This window comes from Bacillus sp. L381, assembly GCF_030284525.1.
Taxonomy (GTDB): Bacteria; Bacillota; Bacilli; order Bacillales; family Bacillaceae; genus Bacillus; species Bacillus amyloliquefaciens.
In genome coordinates, this window is record NZ_CP127224.1 from 531,914 (window position 1) to 552,575 (window position 20,662).

Annotated in this window: 16 protein-coding genes and 5 pseudogenes; 12 read left to right on the top strand and 9 right to left on the bottom strand. The window is 39.6% G+C overall.

Annotated elements, in window-relative coordinates; genetic code table 11:
- Positions 1-397 precede the first annotated feature (397 nt).
- A complete protein-coding gene (gene cspC / locus QRX25_RS02585; protein ID WP_013351108.1) occupies positions 398-598 on the top strand; it encodes a cold shock protein CspC in 201 nt (66 codons plus the stop codon).
- 496 nt (positions 599-1,094) lie between these two features.
- On the opposite strand, the pseudogene QRX25_RS02590 reads toward cspC, so the two are convergent.
- From QRX25_RS02590 to QRX25_RS02595, 3 genes and pseudogenes are all read right to left on the bottom strand, one after another.
- Positions 1,095-1,250: pseudogene (locus QRX25_RS02590) on the bottom strand (tyrosine-type recombinase/integrase); the annotation flags it as partial.
- A gap of 813 nt (positions 1,251-2,063) precedes the next feature.
- Positions 2,064-2,164 (bottom strand): annotated as a pseudogene (locus QRX25_RS19795) (hypothetical protein); the annotation flags it as partial.
- 117 nt (positions 2,165-2,281) lie between these two features.
- Complete coding sequence (locus QRX25_RS02595; protein ID WP_212100372.1) at positions 2,282-3,574, bottom strand: amidohydrolase family protein; 1,293 nt, start codon at positions 3,572-3,574, stop codon at positions 2,282-2,284.
- A 169-nt stretch (positions 3,575-3,743) separates the two neighbouring features.
- On the opposite strand from QRX25_RS02595, the gene QRX25_RS02600 reads away from it, so the two are divergent.
- Complete coding sequence (locus QRX25_RS02600) at positions 3,744-4,175, top strand: MarR family winged helix-turn-helix transcriptional regulator (RefSeq protein ID WP_065980780.1); 432 nt, start codon at positions 3,744-3,746, stop codon at positions 4,173-4,175.
- A gap of 94 nt (positions 4,176-4,269) precedes the next feature.
- Here the strand turns inward: QRX25_RS02600 and QRX25_RS19800 are convergent.
- Positions 4,270-4,350 (bottom strand): annotated as a pseudogene (locus QRX25_RS19800) (hypothetical protein); the annotation flags it as partial.
- A gap of 89 nt (positions 4,351-4,439) precedes the next feature.
- Between QRX25_RS19800 and QRX25_RS02605 the strand changes: the two are divergent.
- The 3 genes and pseudogenes from QRX25_RS02605 (at position 4,440) to QRX25_RS02615 (ending at position 8,187) form a co-directional block, all read left to right on the top strand.
- Positions 4,440-5,119: pseudogene (locus QRX25_RS02605) on the top strand (aspartate/glutamate racemase family protein).
- Between the two features lie 288 nt (positions 5,120-5,407).
- A pseudogene (locus tag QRX25_RS02610) lies at positions 5,408-6,795 on the top strand (aminotransferase-like domain-containing protein).
- 96 nt (positions 6,796-6,891) lie between these two features.
- Positions 6,892-8,187, top strand: a complete 1,296-nt coding sequence (locus QRX25_RS02615; RefSeq protein ID WP_212100375.1) for an MFS transporter — start codon at positions 6,892-6,894, stop codon at positions 8,185-8,187.
- 193 nt (positions 8,188-8,380) lie between these two features.
- Here the strand turns inward: QRX25_RS02615 and cotR are convergent, their stop codons facing one another.
- A complete protein-coding gene (gene cotR, locus QRX25_RS02620) occupies positions 8,381-9,343 on the bottom strand; it encodes a sporulation hydrolase CotR (protein ID WP_065980783.1) in 963 nt (320 codons plus the stop codon).
- 126 nt (positions 9,344-9,469) lie between these two features.
- On the opposite strand from cotR, the gene QRX25_RS02625 reads away from it, so the two are divergent.
- Positions 9,470-9,769: a hypothetical protein gene (locus tag QRX25_RS02625; protein WP_212100378.1), complete on the top strand. Its 300-nt coding sequence runs from the start codon at positions 9,470-9,472 to the stop codon at positions 9,767-9,769.
- Positions 9,770-10,150: 381 nt separating this feature from the next.
- Here the strand turns inward: QRX25_RS02625 and QRX25_RS02630 are convergent, their stop codons facing one another.
- Entirely contained in the window at positions 10,151-10,579 is a 429-nt protein-coding gene (locus tag QRX25_RS02630) for a VOC family protein (protein ID WP_115998169.1), read from the bottom strand.
- A 268-nt stretch (positions 10,580-10,847) separates the two neighbouring features.
- Between QRX25_RS02630 and QRX25_RS02635 the strand changes: the two genes are divergently transcribed.
- Positions 10,848-11,783, top strand: coding sequence for a cation diffusion facilitator family transporter (locus QRX25_RS02635; RefSeq protein WP_212100381.1), 936 nt, complete (start codon positions 10,848-10,850; stop codon positions 11,781-11,783).
- 1,100 nt (positions 11,784-12,883) lie between these two features.
- Here QRX25_RS02635 and QRX25_RS02640 read toward each other — a convergent pair.
- Both QRX25_RS02640 and QRX25_RS02645 read right to left on the bottom strand, forming a co-directional pair.
- On the bottom strand, positions 12,884-14,185 hold the full coding sequence (locus tag QRX25_RS02640) for a VTT domain-containing protein (RefSeq protein WP_258415654.1): 1,302 nt from the start codon (positions 14,183-14,185) through the stop codon (positions 12,884-12,886).
- 250 nt (positions 14,186-14,435) lie between these two features.
- Entirely contained in the window at positions 14,436-15,302 is an 867-nt protein-coding gene (locus tag QRX25_RS02645) for a DUF1259 domain-containing protein (protein WP_212100387.1), read from the bottom strand.
- Positions 15,303-15,512: 210 nt separating this feature from the next.
- On the opposite strand from QRX25_RS02645, the gene satA reads away from it, so the two are divergent.
- Positions 15,513-16,034, top strand: a complete 522-nt coding sequence (gene satA, locus QRX25_RS02650; RefSeq protein ID WP_212100390.1) for a GNAT family N-acetyltransferase — start codon at positions 15,513-15,515, stop codon at positions 16,032-16,034.
- Between the two features lie 131 nt (positions 16,035-16,165).
- Here the strand turns inward: satA and QRX25_RS02655 are convergent, their stop codons facing one another.
- The gene (locus tag QRX25_RS02655; RefSeq protein ID WP_212100393.1) at positions 16,166-17,056 is read right to left on the bottom strand and encodes an AraC family transcriptional regulator; all 891 of its coding nucleotides are present in this window, start codon (positions 17,054-17,056) and stop codon (positions 16,166-16,168) included.
- Between the two features lie 216 nt (positions 17,057-17,272).
- Between QRX25_RS02655 and QRX25_RS02660 the strand changes: the two genes are divergently transcribed.
- The 4 genes from QRX25_RS02660 (at position 17,273) to QRX25_RS02675 (ending at position 20,608) form a co-directional block, all read left to right on the top strand.
- Positions 17,273-18,073 carry a dihydrodipicolinate synthase family protein gene (locus tag QRX25_RS02660; RefSeq protein ID WP_212100395.1) on the top strand — a complete coding sequence of 267 codons (801 nt, stop codon included), beginning with the start codon at positions 17,273-17,275 and terminating at the stop codon, positions 18,071-18,073.
- A gap of 72 nt (positions 18,074-18,145) precedes the next feature.
- The gene (locus QRX25_RS02665; RefSeq protein WP_115998162.1) at positions 18,146-18,349 is read left to right on the top strand and encodes a hypothetical protein; all 204 of its coding nucleotides are present in this window, start codon (positions 18,146-18,148) and stop codon (positions 18,347-18,349) included.
- A 151-nt stretch (positions 18,350-18,500) separates the two neighbouring features.
- Entirely contained in the window at positions 18,501-19,550 is a 1,050-nt protein-coding gene (locus tag QRX25_RS02670) for a Cfr family 23S rRNA (adenine(2503)-C(8))-methyltransferase (RefSeq protein ID WP_212100397.1), read from the top strand.
- Between the two features lie 95 nt (positions 19,551-19,645).
- The gene (locus QRX25_RS02675) at positions 19,646-20,608 is read left to right on the top strand and encodes an arsenic resistance protein (protein WP_212100400.1); all 963 of its coding nucleotides are present in this window, start codon (positions 19,646-19,648) and stop codon (positions 20,606-20,608) included.
- Positions 20,609-20,662 lie beyond the last annotated feature (54 nt).

Consider the following 20,662-nt stretch of genomic DNA (forward strand, 5'->3'; position numbering starts at 1 on the left):
TAAAAAAGGGGAGATGATTAATGAAGACCAGCCGGATTTTGTTTATTGGGTAGCATAGCAGGAATGGTTTTAACAAATGATGTCCCTGTTATCAAAGCTCCTTTTCATGTTGCTGATGACAGATTAGATTCGTCTATTATACGGCAGCTAAAAAAGAGACGTCTTACTGCTTGTTATCCCTTTTGATTTAACCCTATTGGAACCTCTAAAAACCATACCAAAACACCCCGCAAATAAATGTAATATTAATTTGCAGTTATTTCCGTTTCGTGCTATGATAAAGGGGAATTATTTTTGTTCGTGTAAAGGATAGTATGAATATCGACTTTTCGTCTTGATGATACTTTGGGCAAGGATAGTAATACAATGTGTGATATCACACTAGGAGGCAACAAAAATGGAACAAGGTACAGTTAAATGGTTTAATGCAGAAAAAGGTTTTGGATTTATCGAACGTGAAAATGGAGACGATGTATTCGTACACTTTTCTGCAATCCAAAGTGACGGATTCAAATCTTTAGACGAAGGTCAAAAAGTAACGTTTGACGTTGAGCAAGGTGCTCGTGGAGCTCAAGCTGCTAACGTTCAAAAAGCTTAATCTTCAATCGTTTATACAAACAGGCTCTTTATATAGGGCCTGTTTTTTTATATTCTCTGTATAATACTTAATAAAAAACCCTACTCAACGTTCGAGTAGGGAGAGATGGTACAAGGTAATAGAAAAAGGTTTAAAACTTCAAAGGTTTGTTTACAGTATAACATATTGAATTGACAATATGCGGAATGTATATAAATTATTTGTTTTTATATTCTCAATATAACTGCATGTTATTCCTTCTTCTTTCACTAACTTGCCCGTTAATTTAAATACAGGGTTAAATGAATTATATCTAGAAATTTCGTCAATGTTGAAGTTATATTGTGTAATGAAAATAAGCTTTCATAACCAATAATTTGGAATTGTAATGTTGAGGGCCCGGTGGGAGAATAACCCGTTAAGGTTCAAGTCTTCTCATCCGTATCAATGATACCAAGGGTCAAAGGCCATTGGTGTTTTTTGTATTTGTTATTATTGTTTGGAACTGACAACCTACTTATAGTAAGCTATCTAACTTCTCTGCCATTTTTTTGTTTGTTAGGATATAAGTGACCATAGACATCAATTGTGGTTTTGACAGAACCATGGCTCAAACACTATTTAATCGTTATGTAATCTTCTCTTGATGTATCAGCAATGCAACATGGGAATGCGGGAGGACTGCTTTCAATAAAGAGAAAACAAAAAAGAGCCCGCAGGCCCTCTGGAAACATGAATAAAATAATTCACTTAATAAAATCTGCGTCCTCTTCCAACGAATCCAAACCGTCTTCTTCTTTCGAATGCAAGAGGGCCAAATCCCCTTCTAAAACCGCCACGAAAAAATCGGTTTCTTGCATATAATCCAAATAAAGGCATGGGTTTTCCTCCTTTCAGGTCATAAGTTATTAGACGCGGATCTGCTCCGCAGGCGTTCAACAATCTACAATGATTAGCAGAACAAATATGAAATGACTAAGGCAAACCATCATTTGCGAAAATTAATTAGATCTTGTTTACAATCTATTCATCATAACCTCTTCAGAGTCACCTCCTGTTTGGAGTAATTAATCATAGAATATTTTATGTGTAGATAAACAAAATAGATTGGGCAAACTTTAGTTATTATAAAATTCCACGTTATAGCAATCTGGCCGAACGTGGCACCAGTCGCATGTGCATAGCTACACAATGATTACAAGGAATATTAATATTTATAAGCCCCAAACAGTGCCCATTTTGTGCCCGAAATAAATCAAAAATAATGAAAATGAGTGTAAATGAAGAGTTTAAATGAGGAAACATAGGCTTTTTTAACAATAACCTTTCACTTTATTGAGGGCCTAGCGGGTAAATAACCCGCGAAGGTTCAAGTCCTCTCGGCCGCATCCCAATGATACCAAGGGTTTAACCACCTTTGGTAATTATTTTTTTATGATGAAAATACGGCCTTGAAAAAGGACTTGCTATTCTAAAGACAACTGAACCCATGTCCCAGACGTTCTTTTATCACTAGATATCTTCACCTTGGTTGATAAGCAAAGCGACATGTGACCTTAAATCATCAAAACGAATAGGTCCGATATTTCCTCTTCTGCTCACCTATCGTTAGCCAAAGGGCTGATAAGAAAAGGAAAGTATCCAACTGGAAACTTAGGCTGACATAGACAAACAGTATAAGAAGAAAAAATAATGAATGAACCATTAAATTGATTGTTTTATACCTTTGAACCATACAGATCCGATTGACAAAGTATCTGTTATATTGGTCGTCGGATCGCCGTTTACCAGTACAAAGTCAGCACGCATACCTTCGGCAATACGACCGCGATCATCAAGACAAAAGCAACGAGCCGTTTTTGACGTAGCCGACTGAAGAGCTTCTATTGGAGTGAATCCCGCCTTAACCAGCAATTGCATTTCATGATGAACGCTGGCACCATGAGCAAGACCGCCGAGATTCGGAACAGGAACCGGGGAGACATCAGTCCCGACCAGAATATCTACACCTGCATTGTGAAGATCCATTACATTTTGAAAGCTATTCACCATGCTGCCTTGGGGAAAGGTATTAAAGCTTGAGTTCAAAACGTCAATCCATTCTGGACTTAATTTGGAATATACACGTGGATCATCTGCTAATCCCGATGCCGAATTTCCAAGGATTGATGAGTTCAATACCAGGCATGGTGTGACAAAAGCCCCTGACTCAGCTATAGAGCTCACCAGCTCGGACGTTGATTCTGGCCTGTCGATAAACAAATGGCCCAAACCATCTACTCCAATATTGATGGCTTCTTGGGAAGATTGAGCTGTCAATACATGGGCAATGACGATTTTCTCTAATTTGTGAGCTTCATCAACAGCTGCTTTTAAAATAGCGTCACTTAAAACAGGCAGTCCCGGAGCGCCCATGACAGTACCTTCTTCAATCATAACCTTAATGAAGTCGGCTCCATTTTTAACTTGGGTATGCACATGCTTGATTGCTTCTTTCACAGTAGTCACCTGAGGAATTTCTTCGTGATCATGAGCGTATGCAGCAAGCATAGCCTCCCTGTCTTCCCTCGGTAGCTTTTCTAATTCTTTCAAGACAAATTCAGGAATTTCATCTCCATCTGGTAACAGTTCATCTGGATGACCGCCCGGTGCAGTGATCGCAGTACCAGTGGAACGAACGTCGGCGACATCAACCAAATCTTTCAACTGGATCTCACGCCCTCTTTTAGTAAAATCGCCGTTCATTTCGAGTTCGGTTGTCACACCAAATTTTAAAGCATCCCTTAGTCCACCTATAGAAGTGTGGACATGTGCATCAATCAAACCAGGAAGTAAAGTTGCATTTTCCGCATTGAATATTATTGCATTTTCTGGAATATCTTCGCCCACTGCAATAATTTTTTCACCTTTGATAACAATACTTCTTGCATCGATAACCTTTTCCCCATCGAAAATACGTACATTTGTAATGGCCGTAACTTTTTCCGTAGCAGTCATTTTGATGTTCCTCCTTGGTAAATAACAATTTAGTTAGGATTCTAACGGTTAGCTTCCTAACTGTCAATATTATAAATTCAGTCATTGACAACCAAGTGTAAATTTTGTATAGTTCATCTATTGACTGTTAGTTAACTAACTAATTATCGGTTCTATTAGGAGGTATACCATGAAGTCTCGAAAGGATACAACCTACCTTGATTTGTTTCAAATTATCGGACTTAAACTGAAAAAAAGAGCAGACGAAAGCATAAAAGATTTGGGGTTAAACTCTCAACAAGGAAAAATCATTGACTATATCTACAAGAATCAAGATAAAGATTTAATTCAAAAGGACCTTGCAGATCGTTTCCATTTGCGCGGTGCAAGTATAACAAGTATGCTTCAAGGCCTTGAGAAAAAAGGATTGGTTGAGCGCAAAATCCCTGCTAATAATGAGCGGCAAAAAAATATTTATGTTTTGCCTAAAGCCATTGAACTGATTAAATCCTTTAATCAATCCTTTCAAAAAGTGGAAGATGAAATCATTTCTGTCCTTACTGAAGAGGAGCAGCAAACCTTAAATGAATTGCTGAACAAAATCAATCAACAATTAAAATGAGTGTTATGATGAAATGAAACTTCAGGCCGGCTTTAGAGGAGCACTTCAGGTTTGGAGGCTTCTTTAATTGATGGTCCGGAAAGCAATTCAGCTAATTGTTTGATTTTCTATTTGCGTTTGCCAGTTCGTGTTCTAAGAAGGATTCTTCGACATATGCATCGGATAAGCTTGCATCTCAGCACACCGGAGATCATCAAGATCAGCAACTGCCTTAAAAGCTTTTTTAATTAATCATTTGAGTACCATTTTTATAGGAGGACAACTATGATTGGAATAATGGCAGGAATGGGACAAAATCTACCGGGCCATTTGTAGATAAAGTAGTAGACGAGTGCCAAAAAATATATGGAGCAATAAATGACATTGATTTTCCTCATATGATGATTTATTCTTGTCCGACTCCTTTTTACATGAATAAACCTCTCAATCATATGGACATGGAAATGGCGATTATTGAGGGTGCTGTAAAGCTTGAAAAAACTGGTGTTGATTTTATCGCAATCCCATGTAATACCGCTCATATCTATTTTAATCAATTAAAAAAATCGATTTCAGTCCCTTTACTAAACATGGTTGATGAAACAATAAAAAAAATACCAAAAGGCTCAAAAAAAGCAGCCCTTTTAGCCACCTATCCAACGGTTCAATCTGGAATATTTCAAGAAGCCTTAATCAGAGAAAATTATGATTTTTTACATCAAGATAGCTGGCAAATCTGTGTCGATCAAATAATAGAAAAGATTAAACAAGGACAAATCAATGAGTCTATTACATTATTTGATGAATTACACCGTGAATTAGCAGAAAAGGTTGATACGGCTATCATTGCATGTACAGATTTAAATGTTGTCACAGATAAAAAAAGCAGCGATATTACCTTTGTGGATTCATCAGCTTGTCTCGCTCAAGCCATTGTAAATAAGTATTTATCATTAACAAAATAACTCTTTGAATAGTTGAGTGGACTTTGTGTCTGCTCTTTTTCATGGGAAATTCATCTATAACTGTGCAGTTTTCAAAATTTGTAAAAATAAATTGATAATAAGAGGACATCAATCTAAAAAGCCGTCTTCCTGCGTAAGGGAAAGCGACTGCACGATTTTGTATGTCAACCAAATCCTCTGGGGTGATTGGCTGCTGGAATATTTCAAAGTATGTGTTTGGCATAATGGATTAAAAATTGTTTTCTAAACGGTGCGATCATATAATTGAATGAAAAAAGGAAGCATATCATGCCGATCAATTCTTTTGAAAACTATCCGATGAGCTGGAAGCCGACGATTGATAAGACGGAAAAGCCCATTTATAAAGCAATTGCGGGAAAATTGGAACAGGATATATTACAAGGAGTTTTATTACCCGGAACCAAGCTGCCTCCTCAGAGAGAATTAGCTGATTATTTGGATTTAAATGTAAGCACTATTTCAAAGGCTTTTAAAGTTTGCGAGTTAAAAGGTCTGTTGAGTGCATCTGTCGGGAGCGGGACTTTTGTTGCTTACGATGCATTATCGAATGCGTATCTGCTCGAAGATACAAAGCCGAAGCATTTAATTGAAATGGGAGCGACACTTCCGGATCAGGTTTCTTATGAGCCGCTGCTGCTCCAGCTGAAAAGTATGCTGCAAGAGGAAGATTACGAAAAGTGGTTCGGCTATGGCCGGACAGGTGAAAGTCTTTGGCAGAAAGATGCGGCTGTCAAGCTGATTCGAAGAGGCGGATTTGAAACGTCCGTTGATCACATTTTATTTGCAAACGGCGGGCAAAATGCGATTGCCGCCACATTGGCAAGTCTTTGTAAACCGGGAGATCGCATCGGAGTTGATCATCATACATATCCCGGCTTGAAAACGGCCGCATCAATGCTGAGTGTGCAGATTGTGCCGATAAAATCAGAGAACAATGAAATGAGCCCTTCCTCATTTGAATATGCGTGTAAAAATGAAAATATTAAAGGCATCTACCTAATCCCGGATTATCATAATCCGACAGCGTCTTTTATGTCTGTTGAGAATCGAAAGATGATTGCGGGCATTGCAAAAAAATATAATCAGTTCATTATTGAAGATGCATCGTACCACCTTCTGGGGAAAAATCCGCTTCCGGCCATCGCATCATTTGCACCGGAACAGACCATTCACATTGCCGGTCTGTCAAAATCATTAGCACCAGGGTTAAGGCTGGCGTATGTCGCAGTCCCGATCAATATAATGAGCCGATTTCAAAGGCGCTTTACAATTTAAATATAACTGTTTCTCCGCTATTAGCAGAACTTACTGCACGTACGATCGTATCGAATCAATTTGAAGTCTTAATTGAAAGTCATCGTGAACAGACCATTCGCAGAAACAAAATCGTAAATCAATATTTACATGGCTATACGTGTGCAGGTGCTGAAACGGGAATCTTTCGATGGTTAATGTTACCCGGAAACATGACAGGTGCGGAATTTGAAAATTTAGCCGCACAACATGGAGTGCAAGTGTATGCGGCTGAACGCTTTGTCGTTGGGAATAGTTGTCCGGAAAGGGCTGTCAGAGTGTCTGTCTGTGCACCGAAAACGCTTCGGGAGCTTGAGCAGGGCTTAATGATTCTTAAACGCTTGCTGGATGAGCATATGTAATATTGTTCGCCATACAATTCTCATATTGTATGGCTTTTTTGCGCGTGTTATGATAATCCAAATCTGTTGGAGGTTATAAGAAAGGCAGGTCGGGTTATGCTTCAAAAAGACAGTATAAATGTGTCAGATGGTCTATCGGCATCATTGCGGCAATTCATAGATTCTCCTGAAAAACAAAAAGCGTTATATAAGCGTACTTTAGCTGTCGTCAGTCTTTCACAAATTTTCGGCGGTGCAGGGCTGGCGGCAGGAGTTACTGTCGGTGCGCTTATTGCACAGGAAATGCTTGGTACAGATGCGTTTGCCGGTGTACCTTCTGCTTTATTTACTTTAGGATCAGCAGGGGCCGCATTATTTGTGGGAAGGCTTTCTCAGCGTTATGGCCGGCGAACAGGTCTTTCAGCCGGTTTTATGATTGGCGGACTGGGAGCGATAGGAGTCATCATTGCGGCAATGATAAATAGTGTTTTTCTGTTGTTTGCTTCTTTGATTATTTATGGTGCGGGAACAGCGACAAATCTGCAAGCCCGCTATGCAGGTACGGATTTGGCAAATCACAAACAGCGGGCGACTGCTGTCAGTATGACTATGGTTTTTACCACATTTGGTGCAGTGGCGGGCCCGAATTTAGTGAATGTAATGGGGAAATTTGCTCTCTCTATTGGTGTTCCGTCACTTGCGGGCCCATTCATTTTAGCGGCAGCAGCATATATTTTAGCAGGTGCCACGCTTTTCATCATGCTCCGTCCGGATCCGTTAGTCATAGCAAGAACAATAGAAATTTCCGGCCAAAAACCTGATGATAGAGGCCAAGTGACCGCGGACGAACACACAAAGAAAAAAAGAGGGATCATTGCGGGCGCAGCGGTTATGATTCTTACTCAAATTGTAATGGTAGCTATTATGACAATGACACCGGTTCATATGAGACATCATGGGCATGACTTGGGTGCAGTCGGTCTTGTTATTGGTTTTCATATAGGTGCTATGTATCTCCCTTCACTGGTGACAGGTGTGCTTGCGGATAAATTAGGCCGTACTGTAATGGCTGTATCTTCTGGAATTACGCTGCTTTTTGCAGGACTCATATCGGCATTTGCCCCGGGAGATTCTATGATTCTTATGGTCATTGCTCTATCTTTGCTCGGGTTAGGATGGAATTTTGGTTTAATAAGCGGAACTGCACTTATTGTTGATTCAACTGAAGCTTCCGCACGGGCTAAAACTCAAGGTACAGTGGATGTTTTGATTGCGTTGTCCGGAGCTGCCGGCGGAGCATTGTCCGGAATGGTCGTAGCAGGCGCAAGTTACCTAACATTATCACTTGGCGGAGGAATATTATCGTTATTATTAATTCCGGTGGTGATATGGTCACTTGGAAATAAAGAATAAACAAAGTACTTTATGCTTGCCTAAATTGAACATAAAACGGTGTAAATAGATACAATGAATGACTGCAAATGCTTGAAATAACAGGCTATTGAGGGCCTAGTGGGTGAATAACCCGTATGAGGTGAGGTTCAAGTCCTCTCGGCCGAATCGAAAAATACCAAGGGTTTTTCCACTCTTGGTATTTTGTCCGTTCTTATTTGCTGTTCCAGTTTTTCTCTATAAATTTATTCACAGGCTGTAAGTTGGTTTTGTTCGCAATTTCAATGACAGCGGGAACCACGGAAGGGTCCGTTTTGGAGAAGTTAGGAATCCGCGGATCTAACCGGAAAAAGCGATCTCCCAGAAGATTCGCACTGACCATGGATTCATAGTAACCGTTTCCGCCACCGACAATCTGCAGAAATGGCAGTAAAGGTTCATTAGGCGACCTGTCCAAAAGGACTCCCCAATTCGGAGGAAGATTCTTCAGGTTTTCGGGACGTATGTTATCTGCACTTACCATTCCCCACCCCCTCGTATCTCGTTTTAACCGAGTCGGGGCTTCACCTGTTCCAATGGATAATACTGCAATTTGATCCAAAGGGACTTTGGCTTTTCCTACTGCAAACGCGATACTGGCTGTACTGGGGTTCGTTGCTACTACATATCCGTCCACGTAGTTTTGATAGGCGCGTTGCGTCGCGGGAGCACCGCTGCTCCGCAGTATGACATCACTCACTTTCTCATCTAAATAGGGAGAGCCGGGAAAGTTGTGAAATAATACAGGAGTCCAACGATCCAGTTTTGGAGAATATAATTTGAATGAAGGGACAACAATTCGTCTTCTTAAATCTTTGAGGCGAAGATCTGCCGGGAAAAAGTTTCGTACCGCTTTAATAAAACCGGAATATGGTAATTGTTGATTGAAAACAGGTCCGCCCGGCCGGGAAATGCTGAATGCTGGCAGGATATTTTCCTTAAAATAGCGGAATGTCTCCTGCGGCGATCTTCCGCTGGCTAATGCAAGGGCAGTGAATGAACCGATTGAATTTCCCGAAAACACATGGGTTCGGCTTATTAATGTTGGATGTTGTTTAGCCAGTCTGTTCAATAGTTGTAAACTTAAAGCACCTAAGGTACCGCCCCCATCAAAGGTCATCATCCGATATTTTGCCAAAGTTGATGTCTCCTTTCACATTAAAACTATCATTCAGTATATGTTTCTCCAGTGTCTATTGTATGGATGAATGAAAATTTCTCTGAAATGTGTTGGTTAATCATCATGTGAGAAGGAGTGATGATTATGTATTATAACCAAGGTGAAGATCAAATGTTCATTCCGAAAAAAAAGCCTTACAACGAAGCCTGTGACAGTGGTCATGATATTGATCAGGTGGAAGAAGCATTAAGAGCAGAAGCAGCAAGAGAAGCAGAGGCAAGAGCAAGAGCAGAAGAAGCAATAGCAAGGGCAGAAGAAGCAAGAGCAAGAGCGGCGGAAGCAAACGCAGAAGCAGCAAGATTAGCAGCAAAAGCGAAATGTAAAAAGCGTCATAAGAAAGAGAAAGAACATGTTTGTAAACGTAAGCACAAGAAGAAAAAATAAAATTTTAATAAAAGACTTGAATCTTTTTTTCCTTGAAAGAAAATTTTCACCGCGAAAATTCCGTGCAAGGCTGTTGGAGGATCAAACAAGGAGCTTGCTCAGCAGAACTAAACGGTGAAAAAGGCCGCATAGCAGGGCAGGCATAAAAAACATCCGGCTCCATACCGTTTAGGGAACTGAAATGAGAAGAGACAAGAGAGTGGCAGCTTGCCGCCCTTGTCTTTTAGTTTTTATAGGGGGATAGTATTTATCTATCTTTAAGTTAGTCGATCATCTGTCTAAGAATTTGTCCAAATCATACCGGAAATCCGACACACCAGAAAATTTAGGTGTGCTTTTATTTCTTAAATGAAAAACACTGCTCCATCAGAAAATAGCATATCAGTTTTTATCTAATGTATCCCAGTGCGGATTCCAAACGATTTCCCATAGGTGCCCATCAGGGTCTTGGAAGTGACCGGAGTATCCGCCCCAAAAAGTATCATGAGCGGGATCAGTTATAGTTGCTCCTGCCTGTTTTGCCTGTTCCATTACTTTATCGACTTCAGCCTTACTATGAACATTATGCCCTAATGTAAATTCGACAGGGCTTGGTGCAGTTAAAGCAACATTTGTTTCATGTGCGATGGATTTGCGTTCCCAAATGGCAAGTTTCAGTCCTGGCTGCAAGTCAAAAAAGGCAACTGCACCATGCTCAAACTCTTTACCGACTATTCCTTCTGTAGGCAGACCAAGACCATCTCGATAGAAGTGCAGCGATTTTTCTAAATGATCTACGCCTAACGTGATTACTGTAATCCGTGGTTTCATAAAAATGCAGCCTCCCAAGCTCATGATAAGAAAATTATATCAATCATTGATTAGGAGAGACAGCAGAAGTTATTTAATTATTCAGTTTGTTTTTAAAGATGTAAAGGGGGTATCTTTCATTAAAAAATGATAGTAAAGAACATTTATATACGTATATGAACACATGATCATATATAATTGTTTTTGTGACATGTTAGAATGCTTCATAACAGAAAAGAAATAATAAAAGCATATGCATCAAGAAATTTTAGGTTAAGGAGGAGATTTCATGGGTCACAATCATACTGATGGGTCCAACAAAAAGGTTTTATTGATCTCTTTTATCCTGATTACAGGTTATATGATTATAGAAGCGATAGGCGGATTTTTAACGAATAGTCTGGCGCTTTTGTCAGATGCGGGTCATATGCTAAGTGATTCAATCTCATTAATGATTGCTCTGATTGCTTTTAAATTGGCTGAAAAAAAGGCGAGTCACAATAAGACATTCGGCTATAAACGATTTGAAATTCTTGCCGCTGTGATAAACGGTGTTGCATTAATTCTTATTTCCCTTTATATCATTTATGAAGCAATCAAACGTTTCTCTCATCCCCCGGAGGTAGCGACAACGGGCATGCTTATCATTAGTATCATCGGGTTAGCTGTGAATATATTGGTCGCATGGATTATGCTGAATGGCGGAGATACAAAGAATAACCTGAACATAAAAGGAGCTTATTTACACGTAATAAGTGATATGCTCGGATCCGTGGGTGCCATACTAGCTGCGATACTTATCATCTTCTTTGGGTGGGGCTGGGCAGATCCATTGGCCAGTGTCATTGTGGCTGTTCTTGTCCTAAGGAGCGGTTATAACGTGACTAAAGATGCCATTCACGTATTAATGGAAGGTACTCCAGAAAATATTGATGTTACTGACATCATTCATACAATTGAAGAGACAGAGGGCATTCAAAACATTCATGATTTACACATATGGTCTATCACAAGCGGATTGAATGCTCTTTCTTGCCACGCTGTTGTTGATGATCAGCTGACTATTTCAGAAAGTGAACGTATTTTACGCAAAATTGAACATGTGCTTGAGCACAAAGGCATTACGCATGTAACGGTTCAAATGGAAACAGCCGCGCATAATCACGACAATACGATTCTTTGTCAGGTCAAAAGTGAGAAGCCGCATGACAGCCATCATCATTAAAATGATTATTTGATTTTCATGAGGAGATTAGCGGCGAAAATTGGCGGGGGGATTCATCTATTACTTGGGCTGCTGGTTTAAGGAATCCCTTTTTCAGTTGAAAACAGAAGATGTTTTGGATAAAAAAGGTCAAATCATACATCATAGAGGTGTTTCAGCTGCAGAAGGATTTGCTAGAAATGAAATACTGTAAAATAAATGAACGGTGAATAGAGCAGTAACTCTCATGTTTACTGCTCTCTTTTGGTGTGATTAAGTCTAGTTATGTGACTGTGTAAAGCCCCCAAAGTATCGCTGTTATATCTCTTGACTTACTAATATGAAGATCCCTGACTCACTGATTGTGCAACATTCTGCCGTACTTCCCGGGCTAAATGTGCGGCGCGTAAGGAAGCTTCCCAAATAGCCGGACTAACTGCGGATTGGCTGATTGATAATGCCTGTTGTGTGGATTGAACCATCGGTCTTAATAGGCGTTCTGCCTCGTCTACAGATGCCGCGTATTGGCGGCCGGCCGCTCTTCGCAGGTCTGCTATTGCTGCAGGAAAGTTTGACCATAGACGAAGTATTGAATTCATGCAGCCAACCATAAGAGGAAAATGAGGAGCCCGGCCTTGTCCGGAGGCGAGAAGCTCTGCTGCACCTAAGGCGGAATAAACGTGATAACTCAATGGTGTAAGATATTTCGCGTGTACAATATGAAGTTCACGTAATCCCCAGGTGTCTGGAAGAAATCTGAATTCTGAACTCATACCGCACCCCAGAGCGAGTGCTCTGCTGACAACCTGCAGATGTTTCACTACTGCAGCCATTGATCTTTGGAAGGAGGATGAGTGTATTGGAATTTGCCGGATCGTAGATAAATGGCTTCGCATTTTATGATTTGCCTGACTTAAATCAGGCTGTTGTCTGAAATCGTAAACATAATACGGACTAGTATAATAATAATACATATCTAAACTCCCTTAATGAATGACATTTAGGAGCAGGATATGCACCCAGATCGTTTTTGATAAGGGCATTTGCCCAAATGAAGCCATCAAATATTATTGGGTCTGAACTTCACATAGAAAGCGGCCTCACTCCTCGTTGAGCCTTTCTCATTTAATCTTTTCAAGCACAAGTCGAAACAGCTCAAATAACAGGAAGTTAAAAAACATCCAAACCCCGCCGTATACGTATCCGCCCACTATGTCGCTTGGAAGGATGCTTGTCCATTTAATATGTACAATCGCGAAAGCTATTAATAAGAATAAGCCTGATAAGGGAGTCACAATGGTCAGATAATTATTTTTTGAATGCCGGATAAGTAAAAATATGCAGGTTCCATAAATGATAATCATCATAGCGGCATTCAGATCCGGAAAATCGTCAGAATGAAATGTCCCTTTAAAACCAAACGTTTGAAGGATAGAGAAGGCCTCCATAATAAATGCGCGAAAAGGGACTCCGCCGAGAATGGAAACCGCGAATAATAGATACTCCAGCAGCCTATTCTGATTCTTTAGCCAAATTCTTATTATGGTTAAAACGATGAGGCCGGCAATGGCAGCCGGCTGTTGAAAGATTAAAAATCCTTTCATCCAGTCCGTATAAACAGCAGTATAAACGACGTATTCCGCAATTTGATTAAACTGGGCAACGTCATTTGCTAAATAATCTTGAGCTAAGCTAAACATCAGGATCACAAACCCAATTAAAACTAACGTAAGGCAAGTAAGGAATATTTCAGTAGCCCTTATCGTTCTGAAACGATTTGTTAATCTCATTAGCCAATGGATAAAAAAGTTTCTAATTTGAATTTTATAAAACCGAAAAAGGAGATACCCCGCTAACAAAACAGCCAAAACAAAAAGAAAAATGACTGCATATTTGCTTGCTGCCTGATGTAAGGTCTCCCATTTAGGCCCCAATACTTTCCCTAAAGTAATAAAACAGCTTCCCCACAAAATGGCCCCAATATAAGCAGGGATAATAAATGTTGGAAATGACATTCTGGAACTTCCCGATACATAACCGGTAAAATGCCTGACCCCGGGAATGAAATAAGCAAATATAAGCAATTTACTCCCTGACCGCTCAAACCAAGCCGCTGTTTTGTTATACCTTTCGGGCCCTAAATGAACATACTTTCCATACCGCTCGATTAATCTATATCCTCCGGTTCTGCCAATCCAATATGTGATTGTTATCCCCGTGCCCGCGGAAATAAAGGCAGTTAGAAGTGCTAAAGCATAACTCATTTTTCCTTGATAAACAAAATACCCTGCATAGCTCATGATCATCTCGGCTGAAATTGGAATAGCTAAGAGCTCTAAAATAATACCGGAAAATAAAATCAGATAACTATGTTGTTCAAATAAAGTTATGAAATGTGACATAAAAGCCTCCGGATTTTTCATCTAACACCGTTACTTGATCTGCAAAGTATCATTATTTTTTTAGAGGTTTAGTATTTTAAGAAGCTTATAAGTTTTGGGTTAGGAAATGAACAGGTTTATTGTATAAATTAAGGATGCCCGATTCTGAAAAAAATATAACATTAGTCAGAGCAACAGCGGTGCTTCCATTGCATCAGTACCTTTTCTATGTAAAAAAGCGATTTTTCAATCGCTTTTTATGACTGTGATTTCAATAGGGCCGAAACATATATTAACCCCTGACCTCTTTATCAGTAAGAACTTTTAAAGCATCTCTTACTTTTAATGCGAAGTCGACAGGTTTATCAATTGCTTCGAAATGGATATACATCAGTCTTGGTTTATCAAACAGCCAGTGATTGTGAAGTGACGTTACAATCAGATCATGTTCCCGAAGGACACTGATAAATGGATTGATTTCTTTTTGAAGGATTACAGTTTCGCCGCTGCAAAGAGCCCGGCCATCTTTTGTCATAGATTCAAATGAGAACATTTGAGGAATGAGCAAAAATGATCTTCCTGGTCTTCCAAGCACTACTGGTTTTATATTTGTGCGGGATCTCATCACTGTACAAATTCCATTTTCAAAGGTATGCATGGTTCCGCCAAGAATATCATTGAATTCGTCACACAGACCATGCTGTTCAATCATTGCCCCGTCAGTTTTTGGTACCGCACGCACAGTTTTAGTGGTTAGAACTCTAAAGGCCTCTCTTACTTTTCTTGCAAAATTAAGAGGTTTATCAATTGATTCAAAATGCATAAACATCAGACGCGGTTTATCAAACAGCCAATGATTATGAACGGCGGTTACGATAATACCGAATTCGCGCAGCTCACTCATTAACGGGTTTACTTCTTCCTGAAGTAAAACAGTCTCACCTAAACATAAAGCTCTGCCTTCCCGGTCCATGCTTTCAAAAGAAAAGGCTTGAGGAATAAAAGGAAATGCCTCGGCTCTTCTTCCGAGTACCACTGGATGAATGTTGCTTCGAAATCTTGTAGCCGTACATACACCATTTACGACACTGGGCGTTGAACTGAGAATGCGTGCAAATTCTCTGCAGAGCCGTGATGGCTCCATATTCATTTCTTCCACTTCAAATCTCCTCCTGATATAAATTTACAACTTACTAGTATTAAAGATATGTGGAGAAAGAAAAAAAGAAACGCGGTATAAGTCCATATTAGGAAGAATCAAACCTTTTCTATAAGAATGTATGGCCTCTCGTTTTCAGTTATTGATTTATTTGCGGAATAACATATAATGGAACCGTCAAAATATAATCTCGTTAGAAGGGAGATTCATATGATTATTAAAATGACTCAATGTCATATGAAAGATTTCAATAAACCAAACGAACCTTTCGTTGTGTCAGGGAGAATTGCACCTTCATTTGAAAACAATGTGTGGACATATACTGAGGAACGTTTTTCTAAACCTTATGTTAAGAAATATGAAGATGATGATATTGATGTCAGTTATGTTGAAGAAGAGGGGAAAGCTGTTTTTTTGTATTATGCTGACAACAATTGTATCGGCCGGATAAAGATTCGTTCTCATTGGAATGGGTATGCGCTGATAGAGGATATTGCTGTTGCAAAGGACTATAGAAAAAATGGTGTTGGAACAGCATTATTAAATAAAGCGATGGAGTGGGCAAAGGAGAATGATTGTTGCGGCCTTATGCTTGAAACACAGGATATTAATGTGTCAGCTTGTCATTTTTATGCCAAACACCGATTTGTAATAGGCGCTGTGGATACTATGCTTTATTCCAACTTTTCGACAGCAAATGAAATCGCGATTTTTTGGTACTGTAAATTTTAATTGCTGCTGAGTTTTAAACGGGCACTATTGTGTGCGTATTGAGGAAAGACGAAAAAATGCAGCCAGGGCTGCAACTGGCGCACAAAAAGGAAGGGGGCATAATCCTTCCTTAAAAAAATCTTCAATACCTTTTACTTCTTTGTATAACATTCTTTTTTTGAAATCGGCACCCAAATTTCGCTTTTAAAAGATGGCGATGTTACATCCTTATGCTCGTTCCACAGTATTTCCGGGCCTTCTATTTGTTCATAATTTGACGATGGAAACCATTCAGAATAAATCCGTCCCCACACTTCTTGCAGTGCATCCGGGAATGATCCGATTGCTTCGAATACAGCCCACGTTGAGGCAGGAACTTCAAGCTGTGATAGGTGATTTGGGCAATGTTTCGTTGTTGCTGCGCCAATATAATGATCAAGCTCTCCCTTCTCCTCTGTACGGCCTTCAGAAAAGTTTGTGGATGCACTAATGAGTCCCAAAGGTGTTGCATTAGAAAGCTCTTTAAGTTCATTTATTGTTTCCTCATCTAAACTTTCCCACATGGATGCAATCTCCGGATTCACCCCTTTGAAAATAATAGGAACTCTTTTCTTAATGCCAACGATGCGAAATGCCTCTTTTTCTTCGATACGATAGTTCATTTCATTTCCTCCTTTGATTGATAACTGGAAGGTCATTCGTGGATAAGCTTTAAGTGAATGGCCATTATGTTTAGCTTCAGATGGCCTTATGCCATGCAAATGTTGAAATGCTCGAGCGAAAGAATCCGGTGAGTTATAACCGTACTTTATTGCAATATCAATAACCTTTACACTGCGGTCTTTAAGTTCAAAAGCTGCAAGAGTAAGACGTCTGCGGCGAATATATTCCGATAATGAAATACCTGTAAGGAAGGAAAACATCCTTTTAAAATGATATTCAGAGCAGAAAGCAAGCTTTGCTGCTTCTTTAAAATCAATATCGTTAGTAAGGTTTTCTTCAATATACTTTAGTGCTCTGTTCATACTTGTAATCGAATCCATTTTATTGACCTCCTTTAACAAAAGAATAACAGGAGCGGCGTGTATCTGCCCGACATTCCGTGCACGGTTTTGCAGGGTTGATAAAAAACGTTAACATGCTATAAGGGCATTTCATACGGTATCTGACATGTTAAATTATCTGAAACTGTACCTTTTTAAATGTCAGTCGGTGTTATATGATACCCTACAAGCAATTAAGAATAGGAGGACATTCTCATGCAGAATCTAAATGTTGCAATCCCTACCCCTTTTCATGAAGATGAAAGTTTATGTTTAGAAGGATTTGATCCTGTTGTCGAACGTTTAAAAAACAGCGGTATCAATTCGTTACTCATATGCGGCACGACTGGCGAACAGCATTCACTGAGCATAGATGAACGTCTTGAGATCATTGAGTATTTCAATCAGAAAAAATTTGAAGATCTTGAACTGATGTTCGGTGTTTCAGCCGTAAGAACCAGTGATGCCGTAACACTTATGAAAAACATTGAGAAAACCAATATTGATTCTGTACTCATAGGGTTTCCGCCTTATATAAGACCGACACAGCAGCAGGCTATTTATTACGTTGATGAACTTCTCAGTCATACTTCTAAAAAGGCTGTGCTTTATAATAATCCTGGCGGGACCGGTTTTAATCTGAGTGAGAAAGCGCTTAAGGATTTAATAAGCCGGCACCCTGAGATCAGGGGGCTTAAAGAAGTGGGAGACGTTCTGCGTCATAAACAAACAGAGTTCCCTGATCACTTCATTATATTTGCGGCAGGAGACGTTAATTTTCCAGAAATGCTGAATAACGGGTGTAACGGTCTGTCAAGCTTGGTCGGAAATGTCTATCCTGAAGAAATCAGAGAAAGTTTCAGGAGCTTATTAGAAAATAAACCGGTCAATCTGGATCAATTAAACGAACTGATCGATGAAGTGACAAATCATCATACTGTCTTAAATATAAAAAATCACTATAAGAAGATTGGTATTCAAGTAGGCAGCTGCCGTTCACCCATTATATCAATTTAGAAATGTTCGGAGCAGGCAGTTATAGTCAAGCATTGTTATGTTTTAAACTTTACATAGGGGAACCCTTATGATATGGTGATTATTACTAATATTGACAAGAAAGAGGTGAAAGCAATGATAACCGTTTTTAGAATTTTGTATGGTTCAGATGCAAAAATTGGAAATATCTTGGCCGGCAAAGGGAGCAGTCTGTCCTTTTTTAAGCCAAATAACCATACAAAAACAGTTATCGGCGCTTTTACTCTATGGCAAATAAGCGATAATTCAATGACATAATGTCCTTGTTTATTTGTGCATGATTTTATTTAAGCGTAACACCGATAATTGTGTCGGTGTTTTTTTTGTGCCTAATTTTTAAAAAAGGTTAGATGATAACTCCCTTCTATTTACTCAAACAAACGAGAGTTTTATGGAAGGATGAGAAAACATGCGACAAAAAAACAAGTATATAAGAATTCAAGAGTTCTTGAAGAAGAATGAATTTCCTGATTTTAGAATGAAACAAATCACAAATGCTATATTCCATGGGAGAATAAATCATTTCAATGAAATAACGGTTCTTCCTAAATCCTTGAGAAAAATGTTAGTTAAGGAGTTTGGAGAGTCGGTTTTAAATATTGCTGCTTTAAAAGCACAGCATTCTGAGCAAGTTACAAAAGTCTTATTTGAAATTTCAGGATACGAAAAAATAGAAACGGTAAATATGAAATATAAAGCTGGCTGGGAGTCATTTTGTATATCCTCGCAGTGCGGTTGTCATTTTGGCTGTACATTTTGTGCAACAGGAGATATTGGTTTAAAACGCAACTTAACGTCAGATGAAATTACTGACCAAATTTTGTACTTTCACTTAAAAGGGCATTCAATTGATAGTATTTCTTTTATGGGAATGGGAGAAGCCTTAGCCAATATACAAGTTTTTGATGCTTTACATGTACTTACAAATCCGGGGTTGTTTGCTTTAAGTCCTCGCAGGTTATCTATTTCGACCATAGGGATTATTCCGGGCATTAAAAAAATGACTCAAAACTATCCGCAGGTCAATCTGACGTTTTCATTACATTCTCCTTTTAACGAACAGAGAAGCAAGTTAATGCCAATTAATGAACGCTACCCGTTAATGGAAGTAATGGACACATTAGATGAGCATATACGTGTGACCTCAAGAAAAGTTTATATTGCTTATATTATGCTGCCGGGAGTTAATGATTCTATTGACCATGCGAATGAAGTAGTAAAGCTTTTAAGAGGCAGATATAAGAGAGGGAACTTGTTCCATGTAAACATCATTAGATACAACCCAACTGTTAGTTCACCTATGAGATTTAAAGAAGTAAATGAGAATCAAGTTGTAAACTTCTATAAAAAATTAAAGTCAGCAGGAATTAACGTTACCATCAGAAGTCAATTCGGCATTGATATAGATGCCGCTTGCGGGCAATTATATGGTAACTATCAAAAAAATAATAACCAATAAATAAAGGTGTGAGTCGTGTTTTGTTATTCCGGCGGCGCCAGCCCGATTCTTATAAATAAAAGAAGGTATAATGGGCAGGGGAGGGTTGCCAGCCAATGAAAATAACCAGAGAAAAATTAGAAAATCAGCAAATTTGGATATATGGTGTGTCTCTTGTTATCGGAGGAATAGCGGGGATCGCCGGGAAAGATTCAGGACTTCGCTGGGGGTGGGCGATATCACCGCTTATTGCTGTTCTCATGTATGCCATGTTTGCCCAAATTCCCTTCTTAAAGCTGAGGGAAGCCATTTCAAACCTCAAGTTTATGTCGGCATTACTGATCGGTAATTTCTTAGCTGTCCCTGTCGTTGTGTGGGTTTTGACCGCCATTTTCCCTCAATCTCCTCCTATATTATTAGGAGTTTGTTTGGTATTGCTTACACCTTGTATCGATTACGTCATCGTCTTTACTCAGCTCGGCAAAGGAAATGAGAAATTAATATTGGCTTCTACGCCGGTTTTGTTCGTCGTTCAGATGGTATTGCTGCCGTTATACCTGTGGCTGTTTATCGGAAAAGAGGTCATAGGAGCCGTTCATGCGGGACCGTTTCTGGAAGCATTCTTATTTTTAATAGCTGCGCCGCTGCTGGCGGCAGTAATGACTCAATTATGGGCTGATAAGAAGCCGGCGGGAGTAAAGGTGTTAGAATGGACGGCTTGGCTGCCTGTTCCTTTTATGGCTCTTGTCTTACTGGCGGTCGTCGCTACACAAATCGGCAAGGTATACAGTGATTTTGACATCATTGTACGTGTGATTCCCATCTATCTGTTATTCTTGCTCATTATGCCGTTTGTTTCTCGGTTTATCGCATATGCATTTCGTTTGGATACAGGTGAAGGAAGAGCACTGATCTTCAGCACGGGCACAAGAAATTCTCTCGCAGTTCTTCCGTTGGCGCTGGCCTTGCCGGATGCCTGGGCCACACTGGCCGCTGCTGTTATCGTCACACAGACGATTGTTGAGCTGATAGGCGAATTGGTTTATATAAAAGCGGTGCCCGACTGGCTGCTGAAATAAGCCGCATACCACCTTGTCGGGCGGATTCCGTCTGAACTGAAAAAACATACCAAC

Bases quoted from the DNA above. Each gene is read 5' to 3' on its own strand.
- QRX25_RS02660 (WP_212100395.1), top strand. From the start codon at position 17,273: ATGCAGAATCTAAATGTTGCAATCCCTACCCCTTTTCATGAAGATGAA.
- QRX25_RS02595 (WP_212100372.1), bottom strand. From the start codon at position 3,574: ATGACTGCTACGGAAAAAGTTACGGCCATTACAAATGTACGTATTTTC.
- QRX25_RS02600 (WP_065980780.1), top strand. From the start codon at position 3,744: ATGAAGTCTCGAAAGGATACAACCTACCTTGATTTGTTTCAAATTATC.
- QRX25_RS02635 (WP_212100381.1), top strand. From the start codon at position 10,848: ATGGGTCACAATCATACTGATGGGTCCAACAAAAAGGTTTTATTGATC.
- QRX25_RS02665 (WP_115998162.1), top strand. From the start codon at position 18,146: ATGGTGATTATTACTAATATTGACAAGAAAGAGGTGAAAGCAATGATA.
- QRX25_RS02675 (WP_212100400.1), top strand. From the start codon at position 19,646: ATGAAAATAACCAGAGAAAAATTAGAAAATCAGCAAATTTGGATATAT.
- cspC (WP_013351108.1), top strand. From the start codon at position 398: ATGGAACAAGGTACAGTTAAATGGTTTAATGCAGAAAAAGGTTTTGGA.
- QRX25_RS02640 (WP_258415654.1), bottom strand. From the start codon at position 14,185: ATGAAAAATCCGGAGGCTTTTATGTCACATTTCATAACTTTATTTGAA.
- QRX25_RS02630 (WP_115998169.1), bottom strand. From the start codon at position 10,579: ATGAAACCACGGATTACAGTAATCACGTTAGGCGTAGATCATTTAGAA.
- satA (WP_212100390.1), top strand. From the start codon at position 15,513: ATGATTATTAAAATGACTCAATGTCATATGAAAGATTTCAATAAACCA.
- QRX25_RS02655 (WP_212100393.1), bottom strand. From the start codon at position 17,056: ATGGATTCGATTACAAGTATGAACAGAGCACTAAAGTATATTGAAGAA.
- QRX25_RS02670 (WP_212100397.1), top strand. From the start codon at position 18,501: ATGCGACAAAAAAACAAGTATATAAGAATTCAAGAGTTCTTGAAGAAG.
- QRX25_RS02625 (WP_212100378.1), top strand. From the start codon at position 9,470: ATGTATTATAACCAAGGTGAAGATCAAATGTTCATTCCGAAAAAAAAG.
- QRX25_RS02615 (WP_212100375.1), top strand. From the start codon at position 6,892: ATGCTTCAAAAAGACAGTATAAATGTGTCAGATGGTCTATCGGCATCA.